Genomic DNA, 18058 nt, shown 5'->3' with positions numbered 1-18058 from the left:
AAAGTCTTTGAAAACAGGTATTTTACTTTTTCGGCAAGGTTTAAACAATGTAAGGCCGTCTGAAAATAATGTCGGCGCAGAAGGACCGTCTGGGACTTTTCTCCTGAAAACAAATCAAATATAATGATAATTATTTCTTTTAAAGGATCCGCTCATGAACAAACGCGCTTTATTTGCCGCCCTCGCCCTCCTGCCCCTTTTTGCCCAAGCCGAAATCAAAACTATCAAAGATGTATTGGGACGCGAAGTCAAAGTCGATGTCCCTGTCAAACGCGCGGTTTTGGCGTTTTACTATCCCGACTATATCGCGGTAACGGGCGCGGACAAATTTAAAAACGTCATCGGCATTTCGCGTGAGTTTTGGGAGAAATTCAATCCCGGCAGCTGGGCGATGTTCAAACAGAAGCTGCCTACGCTGCAAAACATTGCAGACATCGGCAACATCAACACCGGCACGTTTTCACTGGAGAAAACGCTCGCGCTCAAGCCGGACGTATTGATTCTGGCCGACTGGCAGTATAAGGCCATCGCCACCCATCTGCCGCGCATTAAAGCGGCAGGCATACCCGTAGTCGTGGTCGATTTCAACGCCGAAACCGTCGCGCGGCACACGCGCAGTGCGGAAATTTTCGGCGAACTCAACGGTACGCAGGCTCGCGCCCAAAAAATTGCCGCCGAATACGCCCGAGGCATTGCCGACATCCAAAAACGCGTCGCACGCGCCAAGCAGTCCAAACCGAAAATCTATATCGAGTTCGGCGACAAAGGCCCGTCCGAATACAGCTACACCTTCGGCAAAGATATGTGGGGCGCGATTGCCGACACAGCAGGCGGCAACAATATCGCCGCGCCTTACGTTAAAAACTGGGGACCGATAAACCCTGAAAAATTCCTGACGGCCAAACCCGATGTCATCGTCATTTCGGGGACGGAAAACGGCCATAAAGACAAGCCTGACATTATGGCGATGGGCATAGGCATCAGCCAGGCCGATGCGCAACGCCGCCTGGCCGGATTTGTCAAACGCAAAGGCTGGGCAGACATTCCTGCCGTCAAAAACAAACGCGTTTACGGCATCTACCACACCGCCTCCCGCTCGCTCACCGATTTGGCCAGCGCGCAATTTATCGCCAAAACCCTGTATCCGCAGCAGTTTGCCGACATAGACCCAAACAAGACCTATCTGGACTTCTACCGCAAATACCTGCCCGTCGTGCCGGACGGTACGTTTTACATCCAATTGAAATAGCGGCTGCAAAAATCATAGGCTCAGGCCGTCTGAATATGTATGCTATACTAATAAGGCTTTATTATGTATAATTATTATTCTTTTTATTTAATGTATTGGACAAGATATGACTGAACAAAACCAAATCGGCCATCAACAGGCTCCAATTGTAAGCGTCAAAGAATGGTTGATAACAAACTTGATTATGATGATTCCACTGGTCAATATAGTTATGATGCTTGTATGGGCATTCGGCTCAAACACCAATCCGAATAAAGCCAATTATTTCAAGGCTGCCTTGATTCTGTTTGCCATCGTAATGGTAATTTATCTGGTACTGGCTGTAGTCTTATTTGGCAGTGTAGCTGCAAATCAATATCAATAAGTAAGAATACATTTAGGCCGTCTGAAACCTAAAAGGCTTCAGACGGCCTTTTACATGGATTACCGAAAGCTCAACCACCTATCCAATTCCAAACCGCATCGCTCCATTTGCCGATACGGTAGAGAAACAAAGAATAGCTCTCCTGTATCAGGAACTTGGTTTTCTTACTGCGCTCGTCAAAGCGCGTGGTCGGGGTGGCGGAGAACTGCGCGTCCGACAAGCCTAAATCGGCGGCCATTTCTTCGGCGCGCGCCAAATGATACGGGTCGCTGACAACGATAATGCTGCCGATGCCGTTGGCGTGCATGATGGGGACGATATTGCGCAGGTTTTCGTAAGTGTTGCGCGATGTGTTTTCAAACAGGATATTGTGCGCCGGTATGCCCTGCTTGAGCGCGTATCGGCGCCCCACTTCGGCTTCGGTCATAAATCCTTTTTTGGGTGTGCCGCCGGTGAAAATGATTTTGCCGACCCGATGGCTTTGGTAGAGCGTGATGGCGTGGTTGATGCGCTCACGGAATACCGGCGACGGGCGTTTGTCCCACGCCGCCGCACCCAACACCACCGCCGCATCGGCATGAGCGTCCTTCGGCAAGGTGTGTGAACCTGTCCGGTAAATCTGCCATGTGCCGCTCAAAAAAATACCGCACACCAGCAAGACGCTCAAAGCAAGGCCGCGAAACAGGTAGTATCGCAAGCCATTGCGGCTTTTAAGCAGGGAAATCATCTTCAGACGGCCTTATCCAACCCCATCAGCCGAGTAGGGCGGCAATGTTTTCCAACGGACGGCCGATGGCTGCGCGCGTAGGCGTTACCAAAACGGGACGCTCAAGCAGGGCGGGGTGTTCGGCGATTGCCTGAAGCAGGGCGGCATTGTCCAAATCGGGGTTGTCCAAACCCAATTCTTTGTACAAATCGTCTTTCGTGCGCATCATGCCGCGCACCGATTCGATACCGAGTTTGGCAAACATATCCTGCAAAGTCGCCAAATCGGGCGCGGTATCCAGATATTTGACCACGTCGGCGGCAACGCCTTTTTCTTCGAGCAAAGCCAGCGCGGCACGCGATTTGCTGCAACGCGGGTTGTGATAAAGTGTGAATTCAGACGGCATGAAATTCTCCGTATTATTGCAAAATCATTCAATGATGGCGGTTATTATCGTCTGCAACTGATTTTTACTCAAACTTTTTACCTGATATCTTGATATGAATCGGTAGGCATACCCACCAAACCGTTTTACAATAAACCCAATTTCGATTGGCAACCTCAAGGATACAACCATGAAAGCCTTAACCGCCCTTCTCTTGTCCGCCGCCGTTTTTACCGCTGCGCCGGCCTTTGCCGCCGACGAAACGGCAGGTTGGCAGGACAACAAACCGCAAAGCCTGGAGTCACTCAAAGCCCCCGTACGCGTGGTCAACCTTTGGGCAACCTGGTGTGGCCCCTGCCGTAAAGAAATGCCCGCCATGTCCGCATGGTACAAAGCGCAAAAAAAAGGCAGCGTCGATATGGTCGGCATCGCACTGGATACGACCGACAATATCGGCAAATTCCTGAAACAAACGCCGGTCAGCTACCCGATTTGGCGTTATACCGGCGCCAACAGCCGCAACTTCATGAAAGCCCACGGCAACAACGTCGGCGTATTGCCTTTCACTGTCGTCGAAGCGCCGAAATGCGGCTACAAACAAACCATCACCGGCGAAGTCAACGAAAAAAGCCTGACCGCCGCCGTGAATTTGGCCAAAACCAAATGTAAATAAAACAGCGGATAGGGTGCTTAACCTACGCTGATACCGAGGCCGTCTGAAACCCAACCGTTCAGACGGCCTTTTTTCAAACCATGTTGTTTTGTGTTGCAAACCGGCAGTGTCTCCACAGGCAGAACCGAGGTTTCACTATCAAAAAGCAGCCGAAATATTTATAATCTGTGAATATCCCCATTTTTTCAGACGGCATGTTGCCCTATCGATGACGCCGGCCGTCTGACTCCCTATTTTCAGGAAAACCCATGATCCGTTTCGAACAAGTTTCCAAAACCTATCCCGGCGGTTTCGAAGCCCTGAAAAATGTCAGTTTCCAGATTAACAAAGGTGAGATGATTTTTATCGCCGGCCATTCGGGCTCGGGCAAATCCACCATTTTGAAGCTGATTTCAGGCATTACCAAGCCTACCAAAGGCAAGGTTTGGTTCAACAATCAAGACCTCGGCACCTTGAGCGACAATCAGATCGGCTTTATGCGCCAACATATCGGCATTGTCTTCCAAGACCACAAAATCCTCTACGACCGCAATGTCTTGCAAAACGTTATCCTGCCTTTGCGGATCAGCGGCTACCAGCCGCGCAAAGCGGAAGAGCGCGCGCGTATTGCGATTGAGAAAGTCGGCTTGAAAGGCCGTGAAAACGATATGCCCATCACCTTGTCCGGCGGCGAACAACAACGTTTGTGCATCGCGCGCGCAGTGGTTCACCAACCCAGCCTGCTGATCGCCGACGAGCCGTCCGCCAGCCTCGACCGCGCCTATGCGCTGGATATTATGGAATTGTTTAAAACCTTCCATGAAGCAGGCACGACTGTGATTGTTGCGGCGCACGATGAAACGCTGATGGCGGATTACGGCCACCGCGTCTTGCGCCTGCAGAAAGGACGCCTCGCATGAGTATGATTCACTATATCTCGTTACACGTCGAATCGGCGCGCGCCGCGCTCAAAGAGCTTCTGCGCCAACCCATCGGCACGCTGCTGACCCTGCTCATGCTTGCCGTTGCCATGACCTTGCCGCTGTTTATGTATTTGGGTATCCAAAGCGGGCAAAGCGTATTGGGTAAACTCAACGAATCGCCACAGATTACGGTTTATATGGACACTGATGCAGCAAGTTCTGATGCCGATACGGTGAAAAACCTGCTCCAGCGCGACAGCCGTATCGATAAAGTCCGCTTTATCAGCAAGCAGGAAGGTTTGGAAGAATTGCAAACCAATCTCGACCAAAACCTCGTTTCCATGCTCGATGGCAACCCATTGCCCGACGTCTTTATCGTTACACCCGACCCGGCCACTTCTCCGGATCAGATGCAGGCCATCTATAAAGACATTACCAAACTGCCGCGCGTCGAATCAGCAACCATGGATACCGAATGGGTACAGACCCTTTATCGTATTAACGAATTTATCCGCAAGATTTTGTGGTTCCTCTCGCTGACTTTGGGCATGGCCTTTGTCTTGGTGGCACACAACACCATCCGCCTGCAAATCCTCAGCCGCAAGGAAGAGTTGGAAATCACCAAGCTGTTGGGTGCGCCCGCTTCCTTCATCCGCCGCCCTTTCCTTTATCAGGCAATGTGGCAGAGTATTTTCTCAGCCGCCGTCAGCTTGGGCTTGTCGGCTTGGCTGCTGGCCGAAGTACGGCCGCTGGTGGACGCGATTTTCAAACCCTACGGTCTGAACATCGGCTGGCGTTTCTTCACATTTAGCGAAGTGTCGCTGGTATTCGGCTTCGTCATCGCGCTGGGCATATTCGGCGCATGGCTGGCCACCACGCAACACCTCTTAGGCTTCAAAGCCAAAAAATAAACCTTGGCAAACAGGCCGTCTGAACCATTCAGACGGCCTGAAATCTTATCCTTTCGCAACTTAAACAAACCTTGTGAAAATTTAATACTGCCAAATCTAACAGCAAGGGCATAATCCCTTATAATTGATGGCTTATTATCCATCTCATTTCATTTGTGCGGCATAAACCGTGCAGACAAATAACGAAAGACATCCTGTGGACAAACTCAAAATCTCTGCCAACGGCCCCCTCAACGGCGAAATCATCGTATCCGGCGCAAAAAACGCCGCCCTGCCGCTGATGTGTGCCGGTCTGCTGACTTCCGGCACTTTACGCTTGAAAAACGTACCCATGCTCGCCGACGTCAAAACCACCCAAAAACTGCTGCAAGGCATGGGCGCACGCGTTTTGACCGACAACATCTCCGAATTTGAAATCAACGGCGGCACCGTCAACAACACCTGCGCACCTTACGAGCTGGTAAAAACCATGCGCGCATCCATCTTGGTTTTGGGCCCGACCCTCGCCCGCTTCGGCGAAGCCCAAGTCAGCCTGCCCGGAGGCTGCGCCATCGGTTCGCGCCCGGTTGACCAACACCTCAAAGGCCTCGAAACCATGGGTGCGGAAATCACCATCGAACACGGCTACGTCAAAGCCAAAGGCCGTCTGAAAGGCACGCGCGTCACCATGGATGTCGTGACCGTAGGCGGTACTGAAAACCTGCTGATGGCGGCCACGCTCGCCGAAGGCACCACCATCCTCGAAAACTGCGCCATCGAGCCCGAAGTCGTCGATTTGGCCGAGTGCCTCGTTAAAATGGGCGCGAAAATCAGCGGCATCGGTACAGCAACCATGACCATCGAAGGCGTAAAAGAGCTGCACGGCTGCGAACACAGCGTCGTTCCCGACCGTATCGAAGCCGGTACCTTCCTCTGCGCCGTCGCCATGACCGGCGGCAAAGTCGTCCTGCGCAATGCCGCCCCCAAAACCATGGAAGTTGTGTTAAACAAACTGACCGAAGCCGGCGCCATCATCGAAGCAGGCGACAACTGGATTTCCATCGACATGCAACAACGCCCCAAAGCCGTGGACATCCGCACCGTCGTCCACCCAGGCTTCCCAACCGACATGCAGGCGCAGTTTATGGCCATGAACGCCATTGCCGAAGGCAGCAGCCGCGTGGTGGAAACCATTTTTGAAAACCGCTTCATGCACGTTCCCGAACTCAACCGCATGGGCGCAGACATCACCACCGAAGGCAACACCGCCTACATCAAAGGCGTGGAAAAACTCTCCGGCGCCGTCGTGATGGCAACCGACCTGCGCGCCTCCGCCAGCCTCGTCATGGCCGGTTTGGTCGCAGATGGCGAAACCATCGTCGAACGTATCTACCACCTCGACCGCGGCTATGAATACATCGAGAAAAAACTCGGCGGCGTAGGCGCAAAAATCGAACGCGTACGCGGTTGATTCCATACGCAGCCGATAAATAAAAGGCCGTCTGAAAACAAAATCTAGCAAACACGCTATGCTTGTTTTCAGACGGCCTATCTACTTGTGAAATAAAAAGCAGGTAACTAAGATAAGAAATAGGATTTTTCGATTAGTAAACACTCAGAAAACCCACCTTCCAATCTTTTCAAAATTAATCTGGTTTATATAAACAGCATCATTAAAGCAGTAGAAAAGCCGATAATTATCCACTACTAATCCTCCATATAATCAATATACATTATGAACGATTCATCACTCACGACAAAGAAATGGCTAACCCGTTATGGCCATAAACTATGTTTCTTTATTGCTATTTTCATTTGGATTTGTTCCTTATTTCAAAATGTATTTACTTTTGGAAAAGAAGGACAATATGAGGGATTCTTTGTTCTAATTATTGGAACAATATTTGGACCTGGTTTAGGACACATTGGATATTTTGCTGTTTATGCAAATTATATTTGGTTCATTTTAATATTCATATCTCTTATCCGACCGCAAGCAAAAAAATTTATCTTTACTTTGCATGGATTATTATGGGTTGTGGCGCTACTTACATTTACCTTAAACGAAGTAATTGTGAATGAAGCAGGAGGACATGCAAAACCAACTTACGGATTAGGATTGTATTTATGGTTTACAGCGTTTTTATTGACAACCATCGCAGAATTTCTAAAACAGCGTATTTATCAAAATTTGAAAGAAAATACAAAAAGAATAAAGTAACAACAAATACTCCTGTATACTTTGAATTACTCCTGTATACTTTGAATCAAGATTCAAAATCTCATTGTAGAAGGAAGCCTTATGAAACCTTTTATCTTGCTATTCGGTCTCTGTGCCGCTTTATCATTAACCGCCTGCAACAAGGAGAAAAACGTGTACGAAGAATATGGCTTTAAAGAATCGGATTTCCCCACCTATAAACTGCCGAAAGGAGATGCTCCTCCAAAGGATGTCAAAATTAACCCAAACCGTAAAGAACATTATCAAGCTGTGGTTAAAATTAAAGATGCGCCTCTAGCTTTCCAAATTGTGACGGGAGATGAACTTTACCAATCGGAAAACTGCAAATATGTAACCAATCGTTGGGTAGGTGCGACAACGTGGCCTCAATACCGAAAAAAACTGGAGTTGACTAAAATTGATAATAATACATATGCTACAGACTTTTATTCGGATACTCCTTTAGATGAAGATTACTATGGGGAAGGCGTATGTAAATGGCAGTTTTTAAGTGCTGCCATAGTAATGGAACCAACAGGAAAAGATAAGCGAGAAACAGCTTTGATTGTCCGTATTGATTCGGAAGATTTAAAAAAACTGACTGAGGAAAATCCTGAATTAAAAGTAACCAATCATTATGAAAAAAACCTTTATCCCATAGCAACCGAATTTCAAGGTAATGGTTCAATTGATAGCGGATATTCTGATAGAGGTATTGAAAGTTGGCATAAAGATGTGGCGGATTATAAACCGGATTCTCTTTTTACAGTTGAATTAACATTAAGAAAGGTTGAAAAATGAGAGCATTGAATAGTCAGGATTTTGCCCTGCTGTCTGATCACATTTATGGGAAGAAAGATGAAAACGGCGAAAAAAAACTGGTTTTTGATAACGAAAAAAATAAAGAAATAACTTTAAACGGTATTAAATATGCTGTTGAAAGAATCAGCGACAATCCCAAAAATGGTTATTTTGGTGCCATTTACCGTCGCTTAGACACCAACGAGTTAGTAGTCGTCCACAGAGGTACAGAGTTTGAAACACGCCAAGACCGAGAAGCCGATATGCGTATGGTTAAAAGCCATACCAATCCTCAGTACAACGATGCTAGAGCGTTAACTGAAGTAGCAAATGCAATGGCAAAACATAACGGAGCAACAATCTACCAAACCGGTCATTCACTAGGAGGAGCACTTGCCCAGTTATGCGGTAATCGTTATGGTCAACGCACCGAAACTTTCAATGCCTTTGGTGCAGCAGGCTTGAAAGAAGCTCTCCCAATCAATCCTTTGGCAGACAGATTAATCATCAATCACCGCATGGGTGGAGACTATGTCTCGTCTGCAAGCAATCATTTAGGCAGGAGTATTTTGTATACTACAAAAAACGAAGTAGATAATCTGCGTAAAGGCGGCTTTAACACACAAGATCCGTCAGATGACAAATTTTTGGCCAATGCAGGTTTCAGAATGCCTTCAAGTTGGGGTAATTGGGGTAGTGCATCAGATTTATATACTTCTCATGCTGTTAGCAATTTTACGCACGAACATGGTTTGTCTGTTTTATCCCCAAAATCCCCTGCTCATAAACTAGCTGAAAATAATATGGCAATGATTGGGCGGTTTAACAATTATGTAAAAGAAGAAATTCGCAAATCCCCTGATAAATTTGAAAAATATATCAATCTTGCAGACCGTTTTATTGCAGAAAACCAACCGCAGTATTCAAATCCATATGAACAACAGGATCGTCCTCAATACGCCTTTTTAGATCTGCAAATAAATGCTAGCAAACTACAAAACTTTTCCCCTGAAAATCAAAAGTTCTTCAATACTGCAATGGTGCACCTAACGACGTATCATAAGACAAACAATCTGCCTATTGATGAGAAAAAGCTGCAAAATTCCGCGATGGCACTTACCGCCTTGGCTCAGTCAAAAAATATCACTGATCTTACTTTATTTAGTGTAAAAAACGACCAGTATCTAATCGGGAACCGAAATCCTACATTAAATCTTGCCTCTATGGATATAGGACTATCTGCATCTATTCCCGTGGAAAAGAGCTTTAATCAAATTCAGCAAACGGCTGAATATGAAGAGCAACAGAAACAATTAGCGCAATCTCAATCGCGTGGAATGAGCATTGGGTAACAATCTTTCTGCCAAGTCTCAAAAGGCCGTCTGAAACACCGGCAATCGGGTTTCAGACGGCCTTTGCGTATTGTTTTGCGGTATAATTCCCGATATCTTTATCCATTGTTTTTAAAAGCACAAACCATGACACGCAAAATCCTTGTCACTTCCGCGCTGCCGTATGCCAACGGCAGCATCCACCTCGGCCACATGGTCGAACACATCCAAACCGACGTTTGGGTGCGCTTTCAAAAACTGCGCGGCCACGAGTGCCACTACTGCTGCGCCGACGACACCCACGGCACGCCCGTGATGCTTGCCGCGCAAAAACAAGGCATCGCGCCCGAAGACATGATTGCCAAAGTGCGCGAAGAGCACCTCGCCGACTTCACCGGCTTCGGCATCGGCTACGATAATTATTACAGCACCCATTCCCCTGAAAACAAACAGTTTTCCCAAGACATCTACCGCGCGCTGAAAGCCAACGGCAAAATCGAAAGCCGCGTTATCGAGCAGCTTTTCGACCCCGAAAAACAAATGTTCCTGCCCGACCGCTTCGTCAAAGGCGAATGCCCCAAATGCCACGCCCAAGACCAATACGGCGACAACTGCGAAGTCTGCGGCACGACCTATTCCCCGACCGAACTGATTAACCCGTATTCCGCTGTATCCGGTGCCAAACCCGAATTGCGCGAATCCAAACACTTCTTCTTCAAACTGGGCGAATGCGCCGACTTCCTCAAAGCATGGACTTCCGGCAACAACCCGCACGACGGCAAGCCCCATCTGCAAGCCGAAGCCCTCAACAAAATGAAAGAATGGCTGGGCGAAGGCGAAGAAACCACTCTGTCCGACTGGGACATTTCCCGCGATGCGCCGTATTTCGGTTTCGAAATCCCCGACGCGCCGGGCAAATATTTCTACGTCTGGCTGGACGCGCCCGTCGGCTACATGGCGTCGTTTAAAAACCTGTGCGACCGTATCGGCGTCGATTTTGACGAATACTTCAAAGCCGACAGCCAAACCGAGATGTATCACTTCATCGGCAAAGACATCCTCTATTTCCACGCCCTGTTCTGGCCTGCCATGCTGCATTTCTCCGGCCACCGCGCCCCGACCGGCGTGTACGCACACGGCTTTTTGACCGTCGACGGGCAAAAAATGTCCAAATCGCGCGGCACGTTCATCACCGCCAAATCCTATCTGGAACAAGGTCTGAACCCCGAGTGGATGCGCTACTACATCGCCGCCAAACTCAACAGCAAAATCGAAGACATCGATTTGAACCTGCAAGACTTTATCTCACGCGTAAACAGCGACCTCGTCGGCAAATACGTCAACATCGCCGCTCGCGCATCAGGTTTCATCGCCAAACGCTTTGAAGGCCGTCTGAAAGACGTTTCAGGCAGCGCATTGCTGGCAAAACTCGCCGCCGAAAGCGACACCATCGCCGAGCAATACGAAAACCGCGAATACGCCCGCGCCCTGCGCGACATCATGGCATTGGCGGATGTCGTGAACGAATATGTTGATGCCAACAAGCCGTGGGAGCTCGCCAAACAGGAAGGCCAAGACGCACGCCTGCACGAAGTATGCAGCGAACTCATCAACGCCTTCACCATGCTGACCGCCTACCTCGCCCCCGTGTTGCCGCAAACCGCCGCCAACGCCGCGCGTTTCCTCAATCTGGACGCAATTACCTGGGCAAACACGCGCGAAACCCTAGGCGAACACGCCATCAACAAATACGAACATTTAATGCAACGAGTGGAGCAAAAACAAGTGGACGATTTAATCGAAGCCAACAAACAAAGCATTCAGACGACCCCCGCGCCTGCCGCCGAAGAGGGAAAATACGAAAAAGTCGCCGAACAGGCGAGCTTCGACGACTTCATGAAAATCGACATGCGCGTCGCCAAAGTATTGAACTGCGAAGCCGTCGAAGGCAGCACCAAACTCTTAAAATTCGACCTCGATTTCGGTTTTGAAAAACGCATCATCTTCTCCGGCATCGCCGCGTCTTATCCCAACCCCGCCGAATTGAACGGCCGCATGGTCATCGCCGTCGCCAACTTCGCCCCGCGCAAAATGGCAAAATTCGGCGTATCTGAAGGCATGATCCTCTCTGCCGCCACGGCAGAGGGCAAACTGAAGCTCCTCAATGTCGACGCAGGCGCACAGCCCGGGGATAAAGTGGGCTAAGTATCAAATCTTAAGGAGAAACCATGTTAAACCTTTCCGCACCGGTACTTAAAGAAATTGAGTTGCTTCATGATGCAGGCTTATCGGTTGGCGCTATTGTTGCAGTGTTGCGTCTGAAATTTCCGGTAGAGCTCCATGATCGGGAGGACAAAAAAATTGAAGAAGCCGTTCTTCTCATGATCAATCCGCCACGAAAAGCACCTTCTCTTTCCCGCTAAGGCAGCGATACCGGTTGAAAGGTAAATTTGGTTATACTTCAACAAAATGCCGTCTGAAAATTTCAGACGGCATTTTTATTTATCCAAACGCTTATTTCCGTTAAAACTTTATCTCAACAATTCATCGGTAATGCGTTGCAGAAACTCAATACGCTCAGGTTTGGCTTCGCCTGATTCGGCAGCGGCTTTGACGGCGCAGCCGGGTTCGGCGCGGTGGGTGCAGTTGTGGAAACGGCACTGGCCGATAAGGTGGCGCAGGTCGGGGAAGTATTGCAATAAATCGGCGGCTTGGAGATGGTGCAGGCCGAATTCTTGCAGGCCAGGAGAATCGATGAGTCGGGTTTCTGCGTTTAAATCGTACAGTTGGGCGTGGGTGGTAGTGTGTTTGCCGGAGTCGAGCGCGGTGGAAATGTCGCCGGTTCGAGCGGCTTGGTTGCCGAGTAGGGCGTTGGTCAGGGTGGACTTGCCCATGCCGCTTTGTCCGAGCAGGATGTTGGTTTGCCCTTCTAAAATGGGACGCAGGGTGTCGGCGTTTTCCAATGCGTTGGTTTCGACCACGGAGTAGCCGAGGGTTTCGTAGAATTTGAGTTTCTCGCGCCATTGGGCGGTTTCGGGGAGGTCGGCTTTGTTGAGGACAATGACGGCATCGATGCCGGCCGCTTCGGCTGCGAGGAGGGCGCGTTGCAACAGGGCTTCGCTGGGTGAGGGGCTGGCGGCGGTTACGATGAGCAGTTGGGTAACGTTGGCGGCAATCAGTTTGGTTTTCCATGCGTCTTGGCGGTAGAGCAGGCTTTCGCGCGGGAGGTAGTCTTCAATCACGACTTGTTCGCCGTTGATGGGGCTGATGCGGACTTGGTCGCCGCAGGCAAAATCGACGCGTTTTTTGCGGGTGGTGGCGTCATATGTTTGGCCGTCGGGGGTGCGGACGATATAACGGCGGCCATAGCTGGTAATGATTTGGGCGGTATCGGTCATGATGGGGTTTATTGTTTGGAATGGTGTGATTGTACCGAAAGTCGGCTATGGCCGTCTGAAAACTTGTTTGCACCTTTTAACTTTCTTTGGCTTGGTTTTTTGGTGTTTCTGCCCTATATTTGCAATGTATTTGTTTTCAGGAGATTTTTTTATGGATTTCAGTCAGTTGCTCAATCAAGTTTTGGGTGCGGCTCAAAAAAGCAGCAAAGCGGTGGCGGACAGTCCGCTCAATTCTTTCGGCGGCGGCGCGCTGACGGGTGCTTTGGCATCGATGCTGTTGAAAAAGAAAAACACGAAGAAGCTGGTCAAGGCCGGCTCGGTCGCTGCTTTGGGTTTTCTGGCTTATAAAGGCTATCAAAACTGGAAACAAAACCGCCAGCAGGAAGAATTGCCGCAAAGTGCGTTCCAACCTGCCGGTCTGATTGGTGAAAACCACAGCCGTGTGATTTTGCAAACGATGATTGCGGCGGCGGCTTCAGACGGCCTGATTGACGATGCGGAACGCGCGGCGATTGAGCGTGAAAGCGGCAGCGATGCGGAAATGGCGGCATGGCTGCAGGCTGAATATGCGCAACCGGCCTCTATCGAGCAAATTGCGGCTGCGGTCGGCAGCGACGAGGCTTTAGCAGCCGAAACTTATCTGGTGGCCAGATTGGTCTGCGCGGACTTGTCGCGCAAGGAAATCGTGTTCCTGAGCCGTTTGTCCCAAGCTTTGAATTTGGACGACCAGCTGGTCGAAAGTTTGGAAAAACAGCTCGAGTTGGCTTGAGCTTGATTTAAAAGGCCGTCTGAAACCCGATTTCAGACGGCCTTTCGACTTAATTTCAGAGTAGAATAACCCTTTCGACATATTAAAGGCTGTCTGAACATGAATAAACTTTTTTCCACATTCAAAACGCTTTTAGCCGCTTCGTCCGTCTTGGTATTGGCTGCCTGTCCGAGCGGCAACGCGCCACAATCCAAACCTTCTACGCAAGGTCAAAATACGGTTTCACATACTGCACCCAAACCGAAAGCTACGGTTGCGCTGGCTTTGGGCGGTGGCGCATCCAAAGGCTTTGCCCATATCGGGATTATTAAGGTTTTGAAAGAAAACAATATTCCGATCAAAATCGTTACCGGTACATCCGCTGGCTCGATTGTCGGCAGTATGTACGCTTCGGGAATGTCGCCCGACCGCCTCGAATTGGAAGCGGAAATTTTGGGTAAAACCGATTTGGTGGATTTGACCTTGTCCACCAGCGGCTTCATCAAAGGCGAAAAACTGCAAAACTACATCAACCACAAAGTCGGCAGCCGTCCGATACAGCAGTTCCCCATCAAATTTGCCGCCGTTGCGACCGATTTTGAAAGCGGCAAACCGGTGGTGTTCAACGTCGGCAATGCCGGACAGGCCGTCCGCGCTTCCGCTTCGATTCCGAACGTATTCCAGCCTGTTGTCATCGGCAGCCGCAAATATGTAGATGGCGGCCTGTCGCAACCCGTACCGGTCAGCGCGGCGAAAAAACTGGGCGCAAACTTCATCATTGCCGTCGATATTTCCGCCCGTCCGGCCAAAAACGTCAGCCAAGGTATGTTCTCCTATCTTGACCAAACCTTCAACGTAATGAGTCAAACTGCGTTGCACCAAGAATTGGGCCAAGCCAATGTGGTCATCAAACCGCAGGTTTTGGAGCTGGGTTCGGTTGGCGGTTTCGACCAAAAACAACGCGCCATCCAACTGGGCGAACAGGCCGCACGCGCTGCCCTGCCTGAAATCAAACGCAAACTGGCGGCATATCAGTATTAATCATCCGCCGTTTGAACAGGCCGTCTGAAAGTATGTTTTTCAGACGGCCTTTCTTGTGCAAATCTGCTAAAATCACGCGTTTCCTACAAATCATAAAATCCTAAAAAAATGAATATCTTTTACGAAGAGTCCGGCCAATTCAAAGTTGCCTCCATCGTCCAAAAAAACGACGCTACCTACCAAGTCGATACCCAACACGGCAAGCGCACCAAAGTGAAGGCAAACAATGTCTTTGCCGAGTTTGACGGCGATATGGCGGCATTTTTGGAGAACGCGCAGGCACAGGCGGCGGACATCGACACCGATTTATTGTGGGAAGTATGCGGCGAAGAAGAATTTTCAGCCGAGGCCATCGCCGAAGAATATTACGGCCATGCGCCGACCAAAACCGAGCTGGCGGCGACTTTGATTGCACTTTACGCCGCGCCGATGTATTTCTATAAAAAAGCCAAAGGCGTGTTCAAAGCCGCGCCCGAAGAAACTTTGAAACAGGCGCTTGCCGCCATCGAACGCAAAAAACAGCAAGACGCGCAAATCGACGCTTGGGCGGAAGCCTTGAAACGCGGCGAGATGCCGTCTGAAATCGCGGCGGATTTGAAAACCATCTTACACGCGCCCGACAAGCAGTCGCTGACCTACAAAGCCTTTACCAAAGCCGCCGACGAGCTGAAAATCTCCGCCTACGAACTGGCGAAAAAAACGGGCGGCATTACGTCCATTCCCCAATACCTACAAGACGGGTTTGAAATCAAATACTTCCCCAAAGGAACAGGCTTCCCCGACCTTCCGCTTCCTGAAATGCCCGACTTACCCAAGGCTGATGTTACCGCCTTTTCCATTGACGACGAATCGACCACCGAAGTGGACGATGCTTTAAGCCTGACCGATTTGGGCAATGGCATGAAACGCGTCGGTATCCACATCGCCGCGCCGTCGCTTGCCATTAAACAAGGCGACAAAATGGAAAAAAACATCATGGAACGCTTGAGCACGGTTTATTTCCCCGGCGGCAAAATCACCATGTTGCCCGAAAACTGGATTGCCGCGTTCAGCCTTGATGCAGGTGCATACCGCCCTTCCATCAGCATTTATTTCGATGTGGACAGCGAGTTCAACGTCGGCGCGCCGACCTGCAAAATCGAAGCGGTCAACATCGCCGAAAACCTGCGCATTCAAACCATCGAGCCGCATTTCAACGCCGAAAACGGCTTGGACGAAGCAGGCGAAATGATGTTCGCCCACCATCAAGACCTGATTTGGTTCTATCAATTCGCCGTCGCCCTGCAAAAAGCACGCGGCAAATACGAACCCGACCGCGCGCCGCAATACGATTACAGCATTGAATTAGATGAGGAAGGCAACGTATCCGTCGTCCGCCGCGAACGCGGTTCGCCCATCGATACGCTGGTCAGCGAAATGATGATTCTTGCCAACAGCACTTGGGCGCAAATGCTGGACGAAAACGAGCTGCCCGGCCTTTTCCGTGTGCAACCGGCAGGCAAAGTGCGCATGAGCACCAAATCCGAGCCGCACATCGGCATGGGCGTGCAGCATTACGGCTGGTTTACCTCGCCGCTGCGCCGCGCAGCCGACTACATCAACCAAAAGCAGCTGATCAGCCTGATCGACGACTCTGCCGAGCTGCTGTATCAAAACAGCGATGCCGAGCTTTTCGCCGCGCTGCGCGACTTTGATGCCGCCTATACAGCCTACGCCGACTTCCAACGCCAAATGGAAGCCTACTGGAGCCTCGTCTATCTGCAACAGCAAGGCATCAGCGAGCTGACGGCCACCATCCTCAAAGAAGACCTCGTCCGCATTGAAGGCTTGCCGCTGGTAACGCGCGCGACCGGTATTCCGTTTGACGCGCTGCCTAAATCGCAGGCATTGTTCAAAATCACTGAATTGGATGCCGAGAAGCAGTTTATCGCGCTCAACTATCAAAAAGCCGTTTTACCGGGCTGATAACGTTATTTCGTTTGAAAAAAGGCCGTCTGAACAAAGAAACAGAAATCTTTGATTTCGTTTTCACCCCTGTTCAGACGGCCTTCATCATCTAAAAATGCTACAATTCCCCTTTTCTGCCCATCATTTCAAACCATGAAAAAAAACGCCCCCCAATCCTTTGAAGAAGCCTTATCCCGCCTCGAAACCCTGACTCAGGCCATGCAAAGCAGCGAAATGCCGCTGGAAGACGCTTTGGCCGCCTATCAGGAAGGCAACGAATTGGTCAGATACTGCCAAACCAAATTAGCGGAAGTCGAGCAGAAACTGCAAGTATTGGATGCCGGCGAACTGAAGGAGTTGAACCTTGAACCCGGCGAATGAACTCAAAACATGGCAGCAAAAAGCCCAAGCGCAAACCGAATTGCTGCTGGCGCATTTTTTGCCGTCTGAAAGCCAAGTGCCGCACACGCTGCATGAAGCCATGCGTTACGTTACCCTCGGCGGAGGCAAACGGCTGCGCCCGCTCTTGGTGCTTGCCGCGTCCGAATTGGGCGAAGCAAACCAAAATGCCGTCGAGCAGGCCATGGCGGCCATCGAAATGGTACACGTCTATTCGCTGGTTCACGACGATATGCCGGCGATGGACAACGACAGCCTGCGCCGCGGCAAACCGACCTGCCATGTGCAATACGATGAAGCAACCGCCCTTTTGGTCGGCGATGCGCTGCAAACCCAAGCCTTTGATGTATTGAGCCGTCCGACAGGTCTGTCTGCCGAGCGCCAGCTTGCCATGTTGTCCACGCTGGCCCAAGCATCCGGCAGCCTCGGCATGGCGGGCGGACAAGCCATCGACCTTGCCAACGTCGGCAAAGCCATGAATCAGGCCGAATTGGAACAGATGCACAGCCTCAAGACCGGCGCACTCATCCGCGCGGCCGTAGCCTTAGGCGCACTGTCCTGCCCGGACTTAACACCGGCGCAAATCCAAACCTTAGACCACTACGCCGCCAAATTGGGCCTGGCTTTCCAAGTGATCGACGATGTATTGGACTGTGAAGCCGATACCGCCACCTTGGGCAAAACCGCCGGCAAAGACTCGGACAACGACAAACCGACCTACGTCAAACTGATGGGCCTGCAGGCCGCGCGTACTTACGCAGAAACGCTGATTGCAGAAGCCGTTGCCCTGATCGAGCCATTCGGCGACAAAGCCCTGCGCCTGCGCCAACTGGCCGAGTTTGTTACCGCACGGAAAAACTAAACCTGCAAATAAATAAAGGCCGTCTGAAACCTGATTTTGGGTTTCAGACAGCCTTTTTAACAGCCTGAGACCTTTGCAAAAAAATCTTTCCTCCAACAGCCGAAATCCCAAACACAGGTTTTCGGCTGTTTTTGTTTCAAA

Annotated in this window: 19 protein-coding genes; 16 read left to right on the top strand and 3 right to left on the bottom strand. The window is 50.3% G+C overall.

What is annotated here, in order from left to right; all coding sequences use genetic code 11:
* Positions 1 to 154 precede the first annotated feature (154 nt).
* Both ACTHSQ_RS09365 and ACTHSQ_RS09360 read left to right on the top strand, forming a co-directional pair.
* Positions 155 to 1249 carry an ABC transporter substrate-binding protein gene (locus tag ACTHSQ_RS09365; protein ID WP_440371874.1) on the top strand — a complete coding sequence of 365 codons (1095 nt, stop codon included), beginning with the start codon at positions 155 to 157 and terminating at the stop codon, positions 1247 to 1249.
* Positions 1250 to 1355: 106 nt separating this feature from the next.
* Complete coding sequence (locus ACTHSQ_RS09360) at positions 1356 to 1613, top strand: hypothetical protein (RefSeq protein ID WP_049333040.1); 258 nt, start codon at positions 1356 to 1358, stop codon at positions 1611 to 1613.
* Between the two features lie 70 nt (positions 1614 to 1683).
* Here the strand turns inward: ACTHSQ_RS09360 and ACTHSQ_RS09355 are convergent, their stop codons facing one another.
* Entirely contained in the window at positions 1684 to 2340 is a 657-nt protein-coding gene (locus ACTHSQ_RS09355; protein WP_440371875.1) for a YdcF family protein, read from the bottom strand.
* A gap of 25 nt (positions 2341 to 2365) precedes the next feature.
* Positions 2366 to 2725: an arsenate reductase (glutaredoxin) gene (arsC, locus tag ACTHSQ_RS09350; protein ID WP_004519164.1), complete on the bottom strand. Its 360-nt coding sequence runs from the start codon at positions 2723 to 2725 to the stop codon at positions 2366 to 2368.
* Positions 2726 to 2894: 169 nt separating this feature from the next.
* Here arsC and ACTHSQ_RS09345 point away from each other — a divergent pair, with 169 nt between their 5' ends.
* The 9 genes from ACTHSQ_RS09345 to ACTHSQ_RS09305 all read left to right on the top strand — a co-directional run bounded on the left by ACTHSQ_RS09345 (position 2895) and on the right by ACTHSQ_RS09305 (position 11945).
* Complete coding sequence (locus ACTHSQ_RS09345) at positions 2895 to 3377, top strand: TlpA disulfide reductase family protein (protein WP_003747814.1); 483 nt, start codon at positions 2895 to 2897, stop codon at positions 3375 to 3377.
* 248 nt (positions 3378 to 3625) lie between these two features.
* On the top strand, positions 3626 to 4276 hold the full coding sequence (gene ftsE, locus ACTHSQ_RS09340; protein ID WP_003681151.1) for a cell division ATP-binding protein FtsE: 651 nt from the start codon (positions 3626 to 3628) through the stop codon (positions 4274 to 4276).
* The gene (ftsX, locus tag ACTHSQ_RS09335; protein WP_003686699.1) at positions 4273 to 5190 is read left to right on the top strand and encodes a permease-like cell division protein FtsX; all 918 of its coding nucleotides are present in this window, start codon (positions 4273 to 4275) and stop codon (positions 5188 to 5190) included. The genes ftsE and ftsX overlap by 4 nt, the downstream gene beginning before the upstream one ends.
* Before the next feature lie 196 nt (positions 5191 to 5386).
* Complete coding sequence (gene murA / locus ACTHSQ_RS09330) at positions 5387 to 6640, top strand: UDP-N-acetylglucosamine 1-carboxyvinyltransferase (RefSeq protein WP_070504121.1); 1254 nt, start codon at positions 5387 to 5389, stop codon at positions 6638 to 6640.
* Positions 6641 to 6904: 264 nt separating this feature from the next.
* Positions 6905 to 7390: a hypothetical protein gene (locus ACTHSQ_RS09325; RefSeq protein WP_036473433.1), complete on the top strand. Its 486-nt coding sequence runs from the start codon at positions 6905 to 6907 to the stop codon at positions 7388 to 7390.
* A gap of 81 nt (positions 7391 to 7471) precedes the next feature.
* Positions 7472 to 8191: a hypothetical protein gene (locus tag ACTHSQ_RS09320; protein ID WP_003686658.1), complete on the top strand. Its 720-nt coding sequence runs from the start codon at positions 7472 to 7474 to the stop codon at positions 8189 to 8191.
* A complete protein-coding gene (locus tag ACTHSQ_RS09315; RefSeq protein ID WP_440371876.1) occupies positions 8188 to 9543 on the top strand; it encodes an Mbeg1-like protein in 1356 nt (451 codons plus the stop codon). The genes ACTHSQ_RS09320 and ACTHSQ_RS09315 overlap by 4 nt, the downstream gene beginning before the upstream one ends.
* A 126-nt stretch (positions 9544 to 9669) precedes the next feature.
* A complete protein-coding gene (gene metG, locus ACTHSQ_RS09310; RefSeq protein WP_440371877.1) occupies positions 9670 to 11727 on the top strand; it encodes a methionine--tRNA ligase in 2058 nt (685 codons plus the stop codon).
* A gap of 23 nt (positions 11728 to 11750) precedes the next feature.
* Positions 11751 to 11945, top strand: a complete 195-nt coding sequence (locus ACTHSQ_RS09305) for a hypothetical protein (RefSeq protein ID WP_049328774.1) — start codon at positions 11751 to 11753, stop codon at positions 11943 to 11945.
* Positions 11946 to 12053: 108 nt separating this feature from the next.
* Here ACTHSQ_RS09305 and rsgA read toward each other — a convergent pair whose 3' ends face one another.
* Positions 12054 to 12920 carry a ribosome small subunit-dependent GTPase A gene (gene rsgA, locus ACTHSQ_RS09300; RefSeq protein ID WP_440371878.1) on the bottom strand — a complete coding sequence of 289 codons (867 nt, stop codon included), beginning with the start codon at positions 12918 to 12920 and terminating at the stop codon, positions 12054 to 12056.
* Between the two features lie 151 nt (positions 12921 to 13071).
* Here rsgA and ACTHSQ_RS09295 point away from each other — a divergent pair, with 151 nt between their 5' ends.
* From ACTHSQ_RS09295 to ACTHSQ_RS09275, 5 genes are all read left to right on the top strand, one after another.
* Complete coding sequence (locus tag ACTHSQ_RS09295; RefSeq protein ID WP_440371879.1) at positions 13072 to 13689, top strand: tellurite resistance TerB family protein; 618 nt, start codon at positions 13072 to 13074, stop codon at positions 13687 to 13689.
* Between the two features lie 99 nt (positions 13690 to 13788).
* Positions 13789 to 14709, top strand: coding sequence for a patatin-like phospholipase family protein (locus ACTHSQ_RS09290; RefSeq protein ID WP_440371880.1), 921 nt, complete (start codon positions 13789 to 13791; stop codon positions 14707 to 14709).
* Positions 14710 to 14817: 108 nt separating this feature from the next.
* Positions 14818 to 16674, top strand: coding sequence for a ribonuclease catalytic domain-containing protein (locus ACTHSQ_RS09285; RefSeq protein WP_440371881.1), 1857 nt, complete (start codon positions 14818 to 14820; stop codon positions 16672 to 16674).
* 135 nt (positions 16675 to 16809) lie between these two features.
* Positions 16810 to 17037, top strand: a complete 228-nt coding sequence (locus tag ACTHSQ_RS09280; RefSeq protein WP_003681131.1) for an exodeoxyribonuclease VII small subunit — start codon at positions 16810 to 16812, stop codon at positions 17035 to 17037.
* Positions 17021 to 17917, top strand: a complete 897-nt coding sequence (locus tag ACTHSQ_RS09275) for a polyprenyl synthetase family protein (protein ID WP_003686607.1) — start codon at positions 17021 to 17023, stop codon at positions 17915 to 17917. Before ACTHSQ_RS09280 ends, ACTHSQ_RS09275 begins: the two co-directional genes overlap by 17 nt.
* Positions 17918 to 18058 lie beyond the last annotated feature (141 nt).

The organism is Neisseria sp. P0009.S008, assembly GCF_051958615.1.
GTDB lineage: Bacteria > Pseudomonadota > Gammaproteobacteria > Burkholderiales > Neisseriaceae > Neisseria > Neisseria subflava.
Note: the sequence above shows the minus strand (reverse complement) of the source record. Positions and strands in the feature narration are given on the sequence as shown.

Excerpts from the sequence above, each read along its gene's own strand:
- ACTHSQ_RS09365 (WP_440371874.1), top strand. The coding sequence starts at position 155 with ATGAACAAACGCGCTTTATTTGCCGCCCTCGCCCTCCTGCCCCTTTTT.
- ACTHSQ_RS09360 (WP_049333040.1), top strand. The coding sequence starts at position 1,356 with ATGACTGAACAAAACCAAATCGGCCATCAACAGGCTCCAATTGTAAGC.
- ACTHSQ_RS09355 (WP_440371875.1), bottom strand. The coding sequence starts at position 2,340 with ATGATTTCCCTGCTTAAAAGCCGCAATGGCTTGCGATACTACCTGTTT.
- arsC (WP_004519164.1), bottom strand. The coding sequence starts at position 2,725 with ATGCCGTCTGAATTCACACTTTATCACAACCCGCGTTGCAGCAAATCG.
- ACTHSQ_RS09345 (WP_003747814.1), top strand. The coding sequence starts at position 2,895 with ATGAAAGCCTTAACCGCCCTTCTCTTGTCCGCCGCCGTTTTTACCGCT.
- ftsE (WP_003681151.1), top strand. The coding sequence starts at position 3,626 with ATGATCCGTTTCGAACAAGTTTCCAAAACCTATCCCGGCGGTTTCGAA.
- ftsX (WP_003686699.1), top strand. The coding sequence starts at position 4,273 with ATGAGTATGATTCACTATATCTCGTTACACGTCGAATCGGCGCGCGCC.
- ACTHSQ_RS09325 (WP_036473433.1), top strand. The coding sequence starts at position 6,905 with ATGAACGATTCATCACTCACGACAAAGAAATGGCTAACCCGTTATGGC.
- ACTHSQ_RS09320 (WP_003686658.1), top strand. The coding sequence starts at position 7,472 with ATGAAACCTTTTATCTTGCTATTCGGTCTCTGTGCCGCTTTATCATTA.
- ACTHSQ_RS09315 (WP_440371876.1), top strand. The coding sequence starts at position 8,188 with ATGAGAGCATTGAATAGTCAGGATTTTGCCCTGCTGTCTGATCACATT.
- metG (WP_440371877.1), top strand. The coding sequence starts at position 9,670 with ATGACACGCAAAATCCTTGTCACTTCCGCGCTGCCGTATGCCAACGGC.
- ACTHSQ_RS09305 (WP_049328774.1), top strand. The coding sequence starts at position 11,751 with ATGTTAAACCTTTCCGCACCGGTACTTAAAGAAATTGAGTTGCTTCAT.
- rsgA (WP_440371878.1), bottom strand. The coding sequence starts at position 12,920 with ATGACCGATACCGCCCAAATCATTACCAGCTATGGCCGCCGTTATATC.
- ACTHSQ_RS09295 (WP_440371879.1), top strand. The coding sequence starts at position 13,072 with ATGGATTTCAGTCAGTTGCTCAATCAAGTTTTGGGTGCGGCTCAAAAA.
- ACTHSQ_RS09290 (WP_440371880.1), top strand. The coding sequence starts at position 13,789 with ATGAATAAACTTTTTTCCACATTCAAAACGCTTTTAGCCGCTTCGTCC.
- ACTHSQ_RS09285 (WP_440371881.1), top strand. The coding sequence starts at position 14,818 with ATGAATATCTTTTACGAAGAGTCCGGCCAATTCAAAGTTGCCTCCATC.
- ACTHSQ_RS09280 (WP_003681131.1), top strand. The coding sequence starts at position 16,810 with ATGAAAAAAAACGCCCCCCAATCCTTTGAAGAAGCCTTATCCCGCCTC.